This is a genomic window from Streptomyces sp. NPDC002888, assembly GCF_042888465.1.
Lineage (GTDB): Bacteria > Actinomycetota > Actinomycetes > Streptomycetales > Streptomycetaceae > Streptomyces.
Window position 1 is genome coordinate 130,677 of sequence record NZ_JBIAPU010000013.1, and the last position, 12,791, is coordinate 143,467.

General features: G+C 70.2%; 13 protein-coding genes. 10 read left to right on the forward strand and 3 right to left on the reverse strand.

The annotated features are described in order from the left end of the window. Window positions 1-173 precede the first annotated feature (173 nt). Entirely contained in the window at window positions 174-1,772 is a 1,599-nt protein-coding gene (locus ACFYWX_RS22120; protein ID WP_389425766.1) for an RDD family protein, read from the forward strand. A gap of 67 nt (window positions 1,773-1,839) precedes the next feature. Continuing rightward, window positions 1,840-2,505 (forward strand): RDD family protein, encoded by a 666-nt coding sequence (locus ACFYWX_RS22125; protein ID WP_389425767.1) that lies wholly within the window; start codon window positions 1,840-1,842, stop codon window positions 2,503-2,505. Here the strand turns inward: ACFYWX_RS22125 and ACFYWX_RS22130 are convergent. Further along, entirely contained in the window at window positions 2,495-2,782 is a 288-nt protein-coding gene (locus tag ACFYWX_RS22130) for a hypothetical protein (RefSeq protein WP_389425768.1), read from the reverse strand. The genes ACFYWX_RS22125 and ACFYWX_RS22130 overlap by 11 nt on opposite strands. A gap of 348 nt (window positions 2,783-3,130) precedes the next feature. Between ACFYWX_RS22130 and ACFYWX_RS22135 the strand changes: the two genes are divergently transcribed. Both ACFYWX_RS22135 and ACFYWX_RS22140 read left to right on the forward strand, forming a co-directional pair. After that, on the forward strand, window positions 3,131-5,482 hold the full coding sequence (locus tag ACFYWX_RS22135) for an immune inhibitor A domain-containing protein (RefSeq protein ID WP_389425769.1): 2,352 nt from the start codon (window positions 3,131-3,133) through the stop codon (window positions 5,480-5,482). Between the two features lie 121 nt (window positions 5,483-5,603). Further along, entirely contained in the window at window positions 5,604-5,951 is a 348-nt protein-coding gene (locus ACFYWX_RS22140) for a hypothetical protein (RefSeq protein ID WP_389425770.1), read from the forward strand. A 36-nt stretch (window positions 5,952-5,987) separates the two neighbouring features. Here ACFYWX_RS22140 and ACFYWX_RS22145 read toward each other — a convergent pair whose 3' ends face one another. After that, entirely contained in the window at window positions 5,988-6,572 is a 585-nt protein-coding gene (locus tag ACFYWX_RS22145) for an isochorismatase family protein (RefSeq protein WP_389425771.1), read from the reverse strand. Between the two features lie 126 nt (window positions 6,573-6,698). Next, the gene (locus ACFYWX_RS22150; protein WP_389425772.1) at window positions 6,699-8,045 is read right to left on the reverse strand and encodes a nicotinate phosphoribosyltransferase; all 1,347 of its coding nucleotides are present in this window, start codon (window positions 8,043-8,045) and stop codon (window positions 6,699-6,701) included. A 65-nt stretch (window positions 8,046-8,110) separates the two neighbouring features. On the opposite strand from ACFYWX_RS22150, the gene clpS reads away from it, so the two are divergent. The 6 genes from clpS to ACFYWX_RS22180 all read left to right on the forward strand — a co-directional run bounded on the left by clpS (window position 8,111) and on the right by ACFYWX_RS22180 (window position 12,715). Continuing rightward, window positions 8,111-8,419, forward strand: a complete 309-nt coding sequence (clpS, locus tag ACFYWX_RS22155; protein WP_189709637.1) for an ATP-dependent Clp protease adapter ClpS — start codon at window positions 8,111-8,113, stop codon at window positions 8,417-8,419. A gap of 41 nt (window positions 8,420-8,460) precedes the next feature. Next, window positions 8,461-9,066, forward strand: a complete 606-nt coding sequence (locus ACFYWX_RS22160; protein ID WP_389425773.1) for a DUF2017 domain-containing protein — start codon at window positions 8,461-8,463, stop codon at window positions 9,064-9,066. A gap of 344 nt (window positions 9,067-9,410) precedes the next feature. After that, window positions 9,411-10,835: an amino acid permease gene (locus ACFYWX_RS22165; RefSeq protein ID WP_389425774.1), complete on the forward strand. Its 1,425-nt coding sequence runs from the start codon at window positions 9,411-9,413 to the stop codon at window positions 10,833-10,835. Window positions 10,836-10,977: 142 nt separating this feature from the next. Further along, window positions 10,978-11,400 (forward strand): Mov34/MPN/PAD-1 family protein, encoded by a 423-nt coding sequence (locus ACFYWX_RS22170; protein ID WP_389425775.1) that lies wholly within the window; start codon window positions 10,978-10,980, stop codon window positions 11,398-11,400. Between the two features lie 54 nt (window positions 11,401-11,454). Beyond that, entirely contained in the window at window positions 11,455-12,492 is a 1,038-nt protein-coding gene (locus tag ACFYWX_RS22175; RefSeq protein WP_389425776.1) for a LacI family DNA-binding transcriptional regulator, read from the forward strand. Between the two features lie 115 nt (window positions 12,493-12,607). Next, window positions 12,608-12,715, forward strand: coding sequence for a putative leader peptide (locus ACFYWX_RS22180; protein ID WP_389425777.1), 108 nt, complete (start codon window positions 12,608-12,610; stop codon window positions 12,713-12,715). Window positions 12,716-12,791: the final 76 nt, after the last annotated feature.

Here is a 12,791-nt window from a genome sequence, read left to right on the forward strand (position 1 = left end):
TTTCTTCCGTTGAGGTTCCGAGGAGGTTCCGCTTGGGGTTCCACTCGTGTGAAGTACGTGTACGAGGTTGCCCGGAAAGGAGTGGGTAGGACAGGACCGGCGTTGGCGTGTGCGCCGGGATGATAGATGTGGAGCCCTCCAAACGACCCCCGAGCAGATACGGGACGACGGACATGAGCGCCCCAACCCCGGCCCCCGGCGACGACAGGCCCCGCGAAGGGTATTACCCGGACCCGTCCATTCCTGGATACGTCCGGTACTGGAACGGTGCCTCCTGGGTGCCGGGCACCAGCCGTCCGGCCCCGTCGGACGGCGAACCGCTCGGGCCGCCGGCCTCCGTGGAGGAGACCGGCCCGCACTTCTTCGACGAGGACCCGCAGCAGCCGCCGGCCGCGGGCGGCGATCAGCAGTACGGCAGCCGTCCCGAACCGGCGTCCGCGTGGGGCGCCAACCGCTCCCGGCAGTCCGGCTTCGGCGGCGACCAGGACCGGCGGGTGTCGTGGGGGTCACCGCAGGGGGCCGACCCCAGGGTGCCGGCCGACACCCCGTCCCAGCCCGACGGCCACTTGGCCCACGCGGACGGCACGGCGACGATCCCACCCCAGGACCCCGAACCGGCCCCGGACTCCGGCGACCTGGCCTCCGGCGGCACCTTCGTCTTCCGCCGTCCCGACACCGGCACCGCCCCCTCCCGTGACGACGGCACCATGACCTTCCGGCCCCAGGGGCTGCGCGGGGGTCAGCAGGGCGGGGCGTCGGCGGCACCCCAGGGGGACGCGGCAGGCTTCGGCGGACAGGGTGCGGCCGGGGCCGCGGGGGCCGGCGGTGGGGCCGGGGCCGCTTCCGGTCCGGGGTTCGGTGCGGGCAAGGCGGCGGCTGAACGGGCGGCGCAGGCGCAGGCTCAGGCGGGGCCCGACGCGGGTGCTCAGGCGGGCCCGGCCGTCGGCGTCCCACCTGCCGCGGGGGCCCAGTCCGCAGCCGCCGCCTCCGCTCCCTTCGCCCTCTCCGGCCCGCAGCAGGCCACCCCGGCCGTCCCCGCGCAGTCCACCCCGAGCGCCGCCCCACAGGGCGCCGGCATCCCTGCGCAGTCCACCCCCGCCCAGGCGGCCGCCGCCCCCGTCTCCTCCTCCACGCCCCCCATGGCCGCGGGCGTCGGTGGTGGGCAGCAGTCCTGGGCGCAGCAGGTGCACCGGCTGGCGGGGGCGGGTGAGGACGAGCAGCCGGTGACGCCCTGGAAGCCGCCCGTGGAGGACCTGTTCCAGGCGGCCGCGCGCCGGCAGGCGGCGGCCCGTCCCGCGGGGATGGGCAGGAGGCTCCTCGCCCGGCTCGTCGACACCGTCGTCCTCGGGGCCGTCACCGCCGCGGCCGCCCTGCCGCTCGGCGTCAAGGCGCTCGACCACGTCAACGAGAAGATCGACGAGGCCAAGCTCTCCGGCCGCACCGTCACGGTCTGGCTGCTCGACGGCACGACGTCGACCTACCTCGGCATCGTCCTCGCCGTCCTGCTCGTCTTCGGCGTCCTCTACGAGGCGCTGCCCACCGCCAAGTGGGGCCGCACCCTGGGCAAGAAGCTGCTCGGTCTGGAGGTGCGGGACATCGAGGCGCACGAGCCGCCGACATTCGGCGGTGCCCTGCGCCGCTGGCTCGTCTACAGCGTCCCCGGCCTGCTCGGCATCGGTGTCCTCGGAGTCGCGTGGTGCCTGTTCGACCGGCCGTGGCACCAGTGCTGGCACGACAAGGCCGCCCGCACCTTCGTGGCGGGCCGCACCTGAGCGAGTCAATACTCCGGACGGCGGCCCGCCGGATGCGGAGACGGAGGGTTCGCGGTGCACTCGGGCCATGACCACCGAACCGCCTCCCGGCTCCGGAGACCAGCCACCGGAGGACGATCGCTTCAGGAAGCGGCCCCCGCAGGGCGAGGGCGCCGGTTCGCCGTACGACGGCCCGTACGGCGGGGGGCCGCCGCCTCCGCCGCACGGCGAGGGCCCGGGCGGCCCCTACGGCGAGGGCCAGGGCGGCCCCCACGGCGGTGGCCCGTACCCGGGCGATCCGCTCGCCGGCATGCCCCCGCTGGCCGACAGCGGCAAGCGCACGCTCGCGCGCATCATCGACATGATCCTCGTCGGCATCGTGGTCTGGCTGGTCACCTGGGGGTTCGACGTCCACGAGTGGGAGGTGGACAGCGACCGGATCGAGGTCGGCAAGTCCCTCGCGCAGTCCCTGATCGCCGCCGTGCTCTACGTCACCTACGACACCTTCCTGATCAGCAGGTCGGGGCAGACGCTGGGCAAGAAGTGGCTGGGCATGCGGGTCGCGAACCTCGACAACGGCTCCACCCCCTCCGTGCAGACCTCACTGGTGCGCGCGTTGGTGCTGTGGCTGCCCTTCGCGTTCTGCTGCGCCTGCGTCTGGACCATCATCGCGGGCGGCTGGAGCTTCTTCGACAAGCCCTACAAGCAGGGGCTGCACGACAAGGCGGCGAAGACCGTGGTGGTCACGACCTGAGGGTGGAGGAAGCCTCGCGCACTGGCTTTGTCGCGCCCGCCGCGACCGAGGCCGCCACGGGCTGCTGTGCCGGAGCCGGGGCGGGGGCCACGGCCGGCGGTGTCTGCTTCGGCACGGGCACCGTCATGGCGACGAGGAGCCCGAGGGCGAGTGCCGCCACGGCGATGACCGCGATCCCCGCGCCCGAACTCGTCTGCGACAGCAGCAGCATGGCGAGTGTCGAGAAGATCACGGTGCACGAACCGTAGGCGATCTGTGCGGCAGTCGGACGCGGCATGGCAATCGTGTCCTCGAAGTGGGGGTAGCAAATCTATTCGCCTGCATGCCCGAACCGGGCGAACACTAAGCGTGACCTAACCAACAGTACTGGTGCACAGGGGGCGCACGGAGTCACGGCGTCCAACACGTGGACGAACCCGCGCGCCTGCCATGTGAAGGTCGCGTGTCCGCAATACGAACACCAGCTCCTAATAATGCACTTGTCCTGCTCAAGTCAAGGTCTGTCTTTTCTCGCCAACCAGTAGTCAAATGTCGTCACTTGACTACACGCGTATAACCGCGCGCGGACTTCCATGACCGGGATTCCCCCCTCCGCGCGAACGGACGCGTCAGGGGAGGACAGCAAGTGACCAGCAGAACCTGGACCTTCAGGGCCGCCGCGACGGTTGTCGCGCTCGCGGCGGCCTCGGCGACGTTCTCGACGTTCGCCGTGGCACAGGCCGCCGACGACACGTCGGCGCGGACCCCCGCAGCGGACCGGCACGACCCACAGCCGGCCAAGATGAAGGAACACGACTTCGACGGGCCGCTGAGCAAGACTCAGGAGGCCCAGCGGGAAGAGGCCCTGAAGCAGGTCATATCCGGCAAGGCCAAGGTCAAGGACCGCGAGGGCTCGAAGGTCGTCCAGCTCAAGAGCACCAAGGGCGACAGCAAGTACGTCGAGCTCGGCCGCGAGAAGACCGACAAGATCTTCACGATCCTCGTGGAGTTCGGCAACAAGGTCGACAGCCGCTACGGCGGCACCGCCGGCCCGCTGCACAACAAGATCGCCAAGCCGGACCGCAAGAAGGACAACAGCACCGCCTGGCAGGCGGACTACGACCAGAAGCACTTCCAGGACCTGTACTTCGGCGCCGGCAAGAACACCGAGTCGCTGAAGAAGTACTACGAGAAGCAGTCCTCGGGCCGCTACTCGGTCGACGGCGAAGTGACCGACTGGGTCAAGGTCCCCTACAACGAGGCCCGCTACGGCTCCAACGACGCCTCCACCGGCGCCTGGTACGCGGTGCAGGACGGCGTCAACGCCTGGGTCGCCCAGCGCAAGGCGGCCGGCGACACCCCCGCCAAGATCAAGAAAGAGCTCGCGGCGTTCGACCAGTGGGACCGTTACGACTTCGACGGCGACGGCGACTTCAACGAGCCCGACGGCTACATCGACCACTTCCAGATCGTGCACGCCGGTGAGGACGAGTCCGCCGGCGGCGGCGCACAGGGCGAGGACGCCATCTGGGCGCACCGCTGGTACGCCTTCGGCACCGACGCCGGCACCACCGGCCCGTCCACCAACAAGCTCGGCGGCACCCAGATCGGCAAGACCGGCATCTGGGTCGGCGACTACACCATCCAGCCGGAGAACGGCGGACTCGGCGTCTACGCCCACGAGTACGGCCACGACCTCGGCCTGCCCGACGAGTACGACACCTCCGGCGGCGGTGACAACTCCACCGGCTTCTGGACCCTGATGTCGTCCGGTTCCTGGCTCGGCACGGGCAAGGAGACCATCGGCGACCTGCCCGGCGACATGAACGCCTGGGACAAGCTCCAGCTCGGCTGGCTCGACTACGACGTCGCCAAGGCCGGCGTGCGGTCCAACCACAAGCTGGGCGTCGCGGAGTACAACACCAAGAACCCGCAGGCCCTCGTGGTCACGCTGCCGGACAAGACGGTCACCACCAAGGTCGTCACCCCGGCGCAGGGCGCCACCCAGTGGTGGAGCGGCAGCGGCAACGACCTGCGCAACTCCCTGTCCCGCTCGGTCGACCTGACCGGCAAGACCACCGCGAGCCTCACCCTCGACGGCTGGTGGGACATCGAGAAGGACTTCGACTACCTCTACGCCGAGGTCTCCACCGACGGCGGCGCCAACTGGACGCCGGTCGACGGCAAGCTGGCCGACGGCAGCGCCATCACCCGTGACGGCAGCGGCAAGCCCGCCCTCACCGGCACGGTGGACGCCTACCAGAAGCTGACGTACTCGCTGGACGCCTACGCGGGCAAGAAGGTCGACCTGCGTTTCCGCTACCAGACCGACGGCGGTGTGGCCCAGCAGGGCTTCGCGGCCGACGAGATCACCGTCACCGCGAACGGCTCGACCGTCTTCTCCGACAACGCCGAGTCCCAGGACGCGGCCTGGACGGCGAACGGCTTCACCCGCATCGGCGCGTCCATCACGGACGACTACCCGCAGTACTACATCGCCGAGAACCGCCAGTACGTGTCGTACGACAAGACCCTCAAGGTCGGCCCGTACAACTTCGGCTTCTCGACGACCCGTCCGTCCTGGGTCGAGCACTACCCGTACCAGAACGGCCTGTTGATCTGGAAGTGGGACACCTCGCAGGCGGACGACAACACCAGCCAGCACCCCGGCACGGGCCTGATCCTTCCGGTCGACGCCCACCCGCAGGCGCTGAAGTGGTCCGACGGCACGTTCATGCCGAGCCGGATCCAGTCCTTCGACTCGACCTTCAGCCGCTTCGCGACCGACGCGTTCACGCTGCACAAGGCGGACGTCGCGACGAAGGTCAAGTCGCGGATCGGCATCCCGGTCTTCGACGACGGCACGTCGACGTACTACGACCCGAAGACCCCGCTCGCCGGCGTCAAGGTCACTGACACCAACACCAGGATCAAGATCGCCCAGGAGCCCGCGGACGGCTCGACGATGACGCTCCAGGTTGGACCTTCGTCCAAGTAGTTGACGTTTTAGCAGGTCAGAAGCGTATCGGCGGCGACCCCCTGGCGGGTTGCCGCCGATCGTGTTTAGGTGCGTCCTGTGGTTTTCTTATTGACACCGACGCACACGGGGGCGTGACCGCATGGCCGCAGGAGGCTTTTGCAAGCTGCCGAACGGCATGGTGGTGGTGGCACTCAACCTGCCCAGCCCCGCCGCCGACGGCTTCGCCGGGAGCACCGCTCCCGGGGGAGTGCGCGTGCTCGTCCACGCGCACAACCGCGCCCGGGCCCTGACCAGGCTCCGCAACCTCGGCATGCGCGCCATCTACCTGCGGGGCAACGCCGCCCCGCCGACCCCGGACGAGATCACGGCCGTCCTGCACCACCCCGACGGCCTGATATGGCGCACCGCCCCCGACAACGGGGTCACGGTCATCGAGCTGTGGCGCCCGATCCGCTCCCTGCTGAGGAGGCCCACGGCCCAGGCATGAGCCCCGTGAGCTCCCGGTGAGCCCCCTGCGGAGCGGCTACACCACGGGCTTCCCGGAGAGCTCCACCCCGGCCCCGCGCAGTTCCCCCAGGGCCCGCTCGGTGGTCTCCTCGGCCACTCCGGCGGTGAGGTCCAGCAGGACCTGGGTGCGGAAGCCCTCGCGGGCCGCGTCCAGGGCGGTGGCCTTCACACAGTGGTCCGTCGCTATGCCTACGACGTCCACCTCGTCGATCTCCCGGGCGCGCAGCCAGTCGCCCAGCTTCACCCCGTTCTCGTCGGCGCCCTCGAACCCGCTGTAGGCGGCCGCGTACGCCCCCTTGTCGAAGACGGCGTCGATCGCGCCGGACGCGACCGCGGGAGCGAAGTTCGGGTGGAACCCCACGCCCTCCGTGCCGGCGACGCAGTGTGCGGGCCAGGAGTGGACGAAGTCGGGGTTGTCGGCGAAGTGGCCGCCGGGCGCGATGTGGTGGTCGCGGGTGGCGACCACGTGCCGGTAGCCGGCGGGCGCCTGCCCGATCAGCTCGGTGATGGCGGCGGCGACGTCGGCACCCCCGGCCACCGCGAGACTGCCCCCCTCGCAGAAGTCGTTCTGCACGTCTACGACGATCAAGGCGCGGCGCATGGTCGGTGTCCTTCGACTATGGGATCTCGGCGATGAGGCTGCGGGCCCGGCCGCAAGCTTTTGAGCCTACGGACTTCCGGGGCGGTACGGGAGAGGGCGTCAAGGGGGCGTACGCGGGCACGTGGTCTAGCTACCCGACCGGCCCGGGACGTACTCCGTCGGAAGGACGGGTTCCCCGCGCGAGAGCTGGGTTGCCGAGAGCGGCAGGCCGGCGAGGGCGGCCGTGTGCCGGTCGCGGACGACGTCCAGCGGCTCGCGTGCGACGACCTCGCCGCCCTTGACCAGCTCGACCAGGAGCTGCCGGTCGCCAAGCTCGGGGGGCACCGCTCCGGTACCGACGACCTCGGCCTCCGCCACTCCGTACGCGTCCGGCCGCCGCGCGGCCCACTTGCGGCCGCCGATGGAGGTCTTGCCGCCGGTCGACTTCTTCGCCACCGGGACCAGCGGGGCCTTCGGGTCGGCCGACTCGGCCCGGGCGACCAGCTTGTAGACCATCGAGCAGGTCGGGTGCCCGGACCCGGTCACCAGCTGCGTACCGACGCCGTACGCGTCCACGGGCGCGGCGGCCAGCGAGGCGATCGCGTACTCGTCCAGGTCGGACGTCACGATGATCTTCGTGTCGGTGGCGCCCAGCTCGTCCAGCTGCTGGCGCACCCGGTGCGCGACGAGGAGCAGGTCGCCGGAGTCGATGCGGACAGCGCCCAGCTCGGGCCCGGCCACCTCGACGGCCAGCCGGACGGCCTCGGCGACGTCGTAGGTGTCCACGAGCAGGGTCGTGCCCCGGCCCAGCGAGTCGACCTGGGCGACGAAGGCGTCCCGCTCGGTGTCGTGCAGCAGGGTGAAGGCGTGGGCGGACGTGCCGACCGTCGGGATGCCGTAGCGGAAGCCCGCGGCCAGGTCGGAGGTGGTGGCGAAGCCGCCGACGTACGCGGCGCGGGAGGCGGCCACGGCGGCCAGCTCGTGGGTGCGGCGGGCGCCCATCTCGATCAGCGGCCGCTCCCCGGCGGCCGAGGACATGCGGGAGGCGGCGGCGGCGATCGCCGAGTCGTGGTTGAGGACGGAAAGGATCACGGTCTCCAGGAGCACGCACTCCGCGAAGGAGCCCTCGACCCGCATGATCGGGGAGCCGGGGAAGTACACCTCGCCCTCGGGGTAACCCCAGATGTCACCCGAGAAGCGGTACGAGGCCAGCCAGTTCAGGGTCTCCTCGTCCACGATCTGCCGTTCGCGCAGGAAGCCGAGGACGCCGGCGTCGAAACGGAAGTTCTCCACGGCGTCCAGGACACGCCCGGTGCCCGCGACGACGCCGTAGCGCCGGCCCTCCGGCAGCCGCCGGGTGAAGACCTCGAACACCGACCGCCGCCCGGCGGTGCCCGCCTTCAGCGCGGCCTGCAGCATCGTCAGCTCGTACTGGTCCGTGAAGAGCGCCGTAGAGGGAACGTCCACCGGCAGCCCAAGGTCCGCTGTGTTCATGGCAACTGATCGTACTCCCTTTTCGTCGGTGTGACGATTTCTGGGATGCGTGGCAGCATGGCCATGTGACGTCACCCGCACCCCTGGAGATCGAACGTACCGAGTCGGCGGAGGAGGTCTTCGCCGTACCCGAGCCGGACGTCCCGTGGGTCACCATCGTCCACAACGACCCGGTCAACCTCATGAGCTATGTGACGTACGTCTTCCAGACGTACTTCGGCTACACCAAGGACAAGGCCACCAAGCTCATGCTCGACGTCCACCACAAGGGCCGGGCGGTCGTCTCCAGCGGCTCGCGCGAGGAGATGGAACGCGACGTGCAGGCCATGCACGGCTACGGCCTGTGGGCCACCCTCCAGCAGGACCGGAAATGACCCGACCCCGCCCGCAGGACCGGAAGTAGCGACAGCCCCTGATGCCAGGAACCTTCGAACCGCTCCCCGGCGGCGGCGCGGCCGTCGCCCTCGACGACGTCGAGATCTCCATCATCCGGTCGCTGGCCGTCCAGCTCCTGGAGCTCATCGGCCCAGGACCCGCCGAGGACGCCCCCGACGACCCGCTCGCCGAGCTCTTCGCCGAGGGCCCGAGCGAACCGCCCGCCGATCCGGTCCTGCGCCGGCTCTTCCCGGACGCCTACAGCGACCCGGAGGGCACCCCGGGCCCCCAGCAGGCCGAGGAGGAGCGGGCGCACTCCGCCGAGTTCCGCCGCTACACCGAGAACGACCTGCGCGCCGGCAAGCGCGACAACGCCCTCGCCGTGATCCGCTCCCTGGACGGGCTGGCGTCGGCGGCGGGGGAGGGCGGGGCGGTCCTGAAGCTGTCGCCCGCCGAGGCCCAGCAGTGGCTCAGTGCCCTCAACGACCTGCGTCTGGCGATCGGCTCCCGCCTGGAGATCACCGACGATGACGACACCGATCTGCTCTACCGGCTCCCGGACGAGGACCCGCGCAAGCCGATGGTCATGGCGTACCTGTGGCTGGGCGGGCTCCAGGAGACACTGATCGCGACGCTTCTGACCTGATATGTGACGGTTCTGTGTTCGCTCAGAGGACGCTCAAATCCGGATAACGATCACGTCACCGTAGCGACGTTCTTTGACCCCTACGGGTCCTCTTTGCCCACTTCTCCCTGTGTGCTGCGCCACACGCCACGCAGGCGATCACCATTGCGGCCGTGATAAATCTTCACGACCGCCCGGCCGACACCACCCGAATGTTCGGCCGGGTGCGCCACCGAGCCGACGGATCGTCGGCCAGGCACGAGCGGGCTCGCGAAACCCGCTCAACTCCATCAATCCGGGGGGATCGAGACCCGATCCGAGGCCGACGAGAGGCCCGGGTCGGCATGGAGAAAGGCGCACCACACATGACCTCAGCGCAGGTCGACAAGGACACCACCCCCGAAGAGGGGTACGAGCGCGGACTCGGCAGCCGCCAGGTCCAGATGATCGCGATCGGCGGCGCCATCGGCGTCGGCCTCTTCCTGGGCGCCGGGGCGAACATCGCCAAGGCCGGTCCCAGCCTCATCTTCATGTACGCCCTCGCGGGCGTGATCATCTTCTTCATCATGCGGGCGCTCGGCGAGCTTCTGCTCTACCGCCCCGTCTCGGGCTCCTTCGCCGAGTACTCGCGCGAATTCCTCGGCCCGTTCTTCGGCTACTTCACCGGCTGGACGTACTGGCTGATGTGGGTCGTCACCGGCATGGCGGAACTCACCGCCGCCGCGATCTACGTCAACTACTGGTTCCCGGCCATCCCCCAGTGGGTGACAGCCCTGGTCTTCCTGGTGATCCTCTTCGGGGTGAACCTGATCTCCGTGAAGCTCTTCGGCGAGCTGGAGTTCTGGTTCTCGATGGTCAAGGTCACCGCCCTCATCGGCATGATCGTCATCGGCCTCGGCGTGCTCACCTTCGGCTTCAGCTCCGCCGGCGACACCGCCGCCGTCTCCAACCTCTGGGCCTTCGACGGCTTCTTCCCCAAGGGCGTCGGCTCGTCCCTGATGACCCTCCAGGGCGTCATGTTCGCCTACCTCGCCGTCGAACTGGTCGGCGTCACGGCCGGCGAGTCCGAGGACCCCGAGAAGACCCTGCCCAAGGCGATCAACACCCTGCCCTGGCGCATCGCGCTCTTCTACGTCGGCGCCCTCACCGTCATCCTCTGCGTGGTGAAGTGGACCGAGTTCGCGCCGGGCGTCAGCCCCTTCGTCGCCGCCTTCGCCAAGATCGGCATCCCGGCGGGCGCCGGCATCGTCAACTTCGTGGTGCTGACCGCGGCCCTGTCCTCCTGCAACTCCGGCATGTACTCCACCGGCCGCATGCTGCGCAACCTGGCCGACAGCGGCGAGGCCCCCGCGGTCTTCAAGAAGCTGTCCGCGTCCAAGACCCCGGCCTTCGGCATCACGGTCTCGGTCCTCTTCATGGGCATCGGCGTGGTCCTGAACTACATCGTCCCGGAGAAGGCCTTCGGCTACGTCACCTCCGTCGCCACCGCGGCCGGCATCTGGACCTGGCTGATGATCCTCGTCAGCCACGTCCTCTACCGCCGCGCCGTCGACGCCGGCCGCCTGCCCGCCTCCTCCTTCCCGGCACCGGGCGGCGCGAAGTGCTCGTACGTCGCCATCGTCTTCCTGCTCTTCGTCACCGGCCTCATCGCCTACGACGCCGACTCGCGCGTCTGTCTGTACGTCATGGCCGGCTGGGCCGCCGCCCTCGCCATCGGCTGGTTCGCCCTCAAGACGCGCAACCCGCAGGTCGCCCAGCGCCGCGACCCGGAGCTCGAGAAGGTCGGCTGACCAGGCCGGCCCACGGACAGGACGTCCAGCCGTAGGGAGTTCTCGTGGCACCCCCTCCGGCTGCCGCTCAGGACGTCCGGCATATGGGCCGCCCCGTACCATCCCTCGGTACGGGGCGGCCCTCATGCTTATCCTGACCAGCATGCTGACCATCACCCAGGCCCTCTACGACCAGATCGTCGCCCACGCGCGCGAGGACCACCCCGACGAGGCGTGCGGCGTCGTCGCGGGCCCGGCGGGCTCCGGCCGCCCCGAGCGCTTCATCCCCATGCTGAACGCGGCCCGCTCGCCCACCTTCTACGAGTTCGACTCGCAGGACCTCCTCAAGCTCTACCGCGAGATGGACGACCGCGACGAGGAGCCGGTGGTCATCTACCACTCCCACACCGCGACCGAGGCCTACCCCTCCCGCACCGACATCTCCTACGCCAACGAACCCGGCGCCCACTACGTCCTGGTCTCCACCGCGGACACCGACTCGGCCGGCGAGTTCCAGTTCCGCTCCTTCAGCATCGTCGAGGGCGTGGTGACCGAGGAGGACGTCAAGGTCGTCGAGGCATACTGACCGTCGTACGCACATCGTCGTACGCACGGACAACTCGCCGTATCGGAGAAGGTGTTGACGCGACGGCCCAACGGACAGCGCCCCACGCTCGAGGACGTCGCACGCCAGTCGGGAGTGTCGAAGTCCACCGTGTCACGGGTGATCAACGCCGAGCCCAAGGTGCGCGCCGAGGTCGTCGAACGCGTCCGCGAAGTGATCGCCGAGCTCGGCTACGTGCCCAACCAGGCCGCCCGCCAGCTGGTCACCCGCCGCACGAACGCCGTCGCCCTCGTCGCCACCCAGCCGCAGGACCGGCTCTTCCTCGACCCCTTCTTCGACTGCCTCCTACGCGGCATCCGCCGGGAACTCGGCCGGCACAACGCCCAGCCGGTCCTGCTGTTCCTCGACGATCCCGACGACTACGCCCGCGTCGCCGACTACCTCGGCGGCGGCCATGTCGACGGCGCCCTGCTGTTCTCCCTGCGCCCCGGCGACCGGCTGCCCGAGATGATCGACCGGGTCGGCCTGCCCGCCGTCTTCGGCGGCCGCCCGCTCCCCGGCGAGGCCGACACCGGGCGCCGCCACCCCTACGTCGACGGCGACAACCGCGGCGGGGCCCGGCAGGCCGTCCAGCACCTCGTCTCGCTCGGCCGCACCCGCATCGCGACCGTCACCGGCCCCTACGACCAGGAGAACTCCGCCGCCCAGCGGCTCGCCGGCTACCAGGACGTCCTCCCCGACACCTCGTCCCACCTCGTCGAGCGCGCCGACTACACCCGCCAGGGCGCCGCCGACGCCATGGCAGCGCTGCTCGACCGCCGCCCCGACCTCGACGCCGTCTTCGTCGCCTCGGACCTCATGGCCTCCGGCGCCCTGCAGACACTGCGGGAGCGCGGGCGCCGGGTCCCCGACGACGTGGCCGTCGTCGGCTTCGACGACCTGGCCGACATCGCCGAGTCGACCGACCCGCCCCTGACCACCGTCCACCAGGACGTCGAGGAGATGGGCCACCTGATGGCCCGGCTGCTCTTCGACCGCACCACCGGGACCGCCGCGACGGACGTGGCCTCCGTGGTCGTACCGACCAGGCTGGTGCGACGCGCGTCCGCCTGACCCACAGGGCCCCGCTGGCCCGGCTGAACAGTACGGTCTCACTCCACGGCCGGAATCCGTCCGCCATGTGGGATCACATTCCGGAAGCCGGACCGGGAATCGATACGATGAGCCCATGGTTTTCCACGACGTGAGCGACAAGACGCCGGAGCCCTTGTGGGCGTCGCTGCTCGTCGCGCGGCTGCACGTCGACCTGTGCAGGCTCGCCAGCGCCATCTGTTGACGCCGGCCCTGCCGCCGTACGGCCCGTGAGCCGCGGCGCGACACACTGCATAACCCGCTGTACCTGCGCTGGCGCG

What these genes read in the sequence shown, in the direction of transcription:
- ACFYWX_RS22125 (WP_389425767.1), top strand. Translation starts at nt 1,840, where the DNA reads ATGACCACCGAACCGCCTCCCGGCTCCGGAGACCAGCCACCGGAGGAC.
- ACFYWX_RS22150 (WP_389425772.1), bottom strand. Translation starts at nt 8,045, where the DNA reads ATGAACACAGCGGACCTTGGGCTGCCGGTGGACGTTCCCTCTACGGCG.
- ACFYWX_RS22120 (WP_389425766.1), top strand. Translation starts at nt 174, where the DNA reads ATGAGCGCCCCAACCCCGGCCCCCGGCGACGACAGGCCCCGCGAAGGG.
- ACFYWX_RS22130 (WP_389425768.1), bottom strand. Translation starts at nt 2,782, where the DNA reads ATGCCGCGTCCGACTGCCGCACAGATCGCCTACGGTTCGTGCACCGTG.
- ACFYWX_RS22160 (WP_389425773.1), top strand. Translation starts at nt 8,461, where the DNA reads ATGCCAGGAACCTTCGAACCGCTCCCCGGCGGCGGCGCGGCCGTCGCC.
- ACFYWX_RS22145 (WP_389425771.1), bottom strand. Translation starts at nt 6,572, where the DNA reads ATGCGCCGCGCCTTGATCGTCGTAGACGTGCAGAACGACTTCTGCGAG.
- ACFYWX_RS22170 (WP_389425775.1), top strand. Translation starts at nt 10,978, where the DNA reads ATGCTGACCATCACCCAGGCCCTCTACGACCAGATCGTCGCCCACGCG.
- ACFYWX_RS22140 (WP_389425770.1), top strand. Translation starts at nt 5,604, where the DNA reads ATGGCCGCAGGAGGCTTTTGCAAGCTGCCGAACGGCATGGTGGTGGTG.
- ACFYWX_RS22180 (WP_389425777.1), top strand. Translation starts at nt 12,608, where the DNA reads ATGGTTTTCCACGACGTGAGCGACAAGACGCCGGAGCCCTTGTGGGCG.
- ACFYWX_RS22165 (WP_389425774.1), top strand. Translation starts at nt 9,411, where the DNA reads ATGACCTCAGCGCAGGTCGACAAGGACACCACCCCCGAAGAGGGGTAC.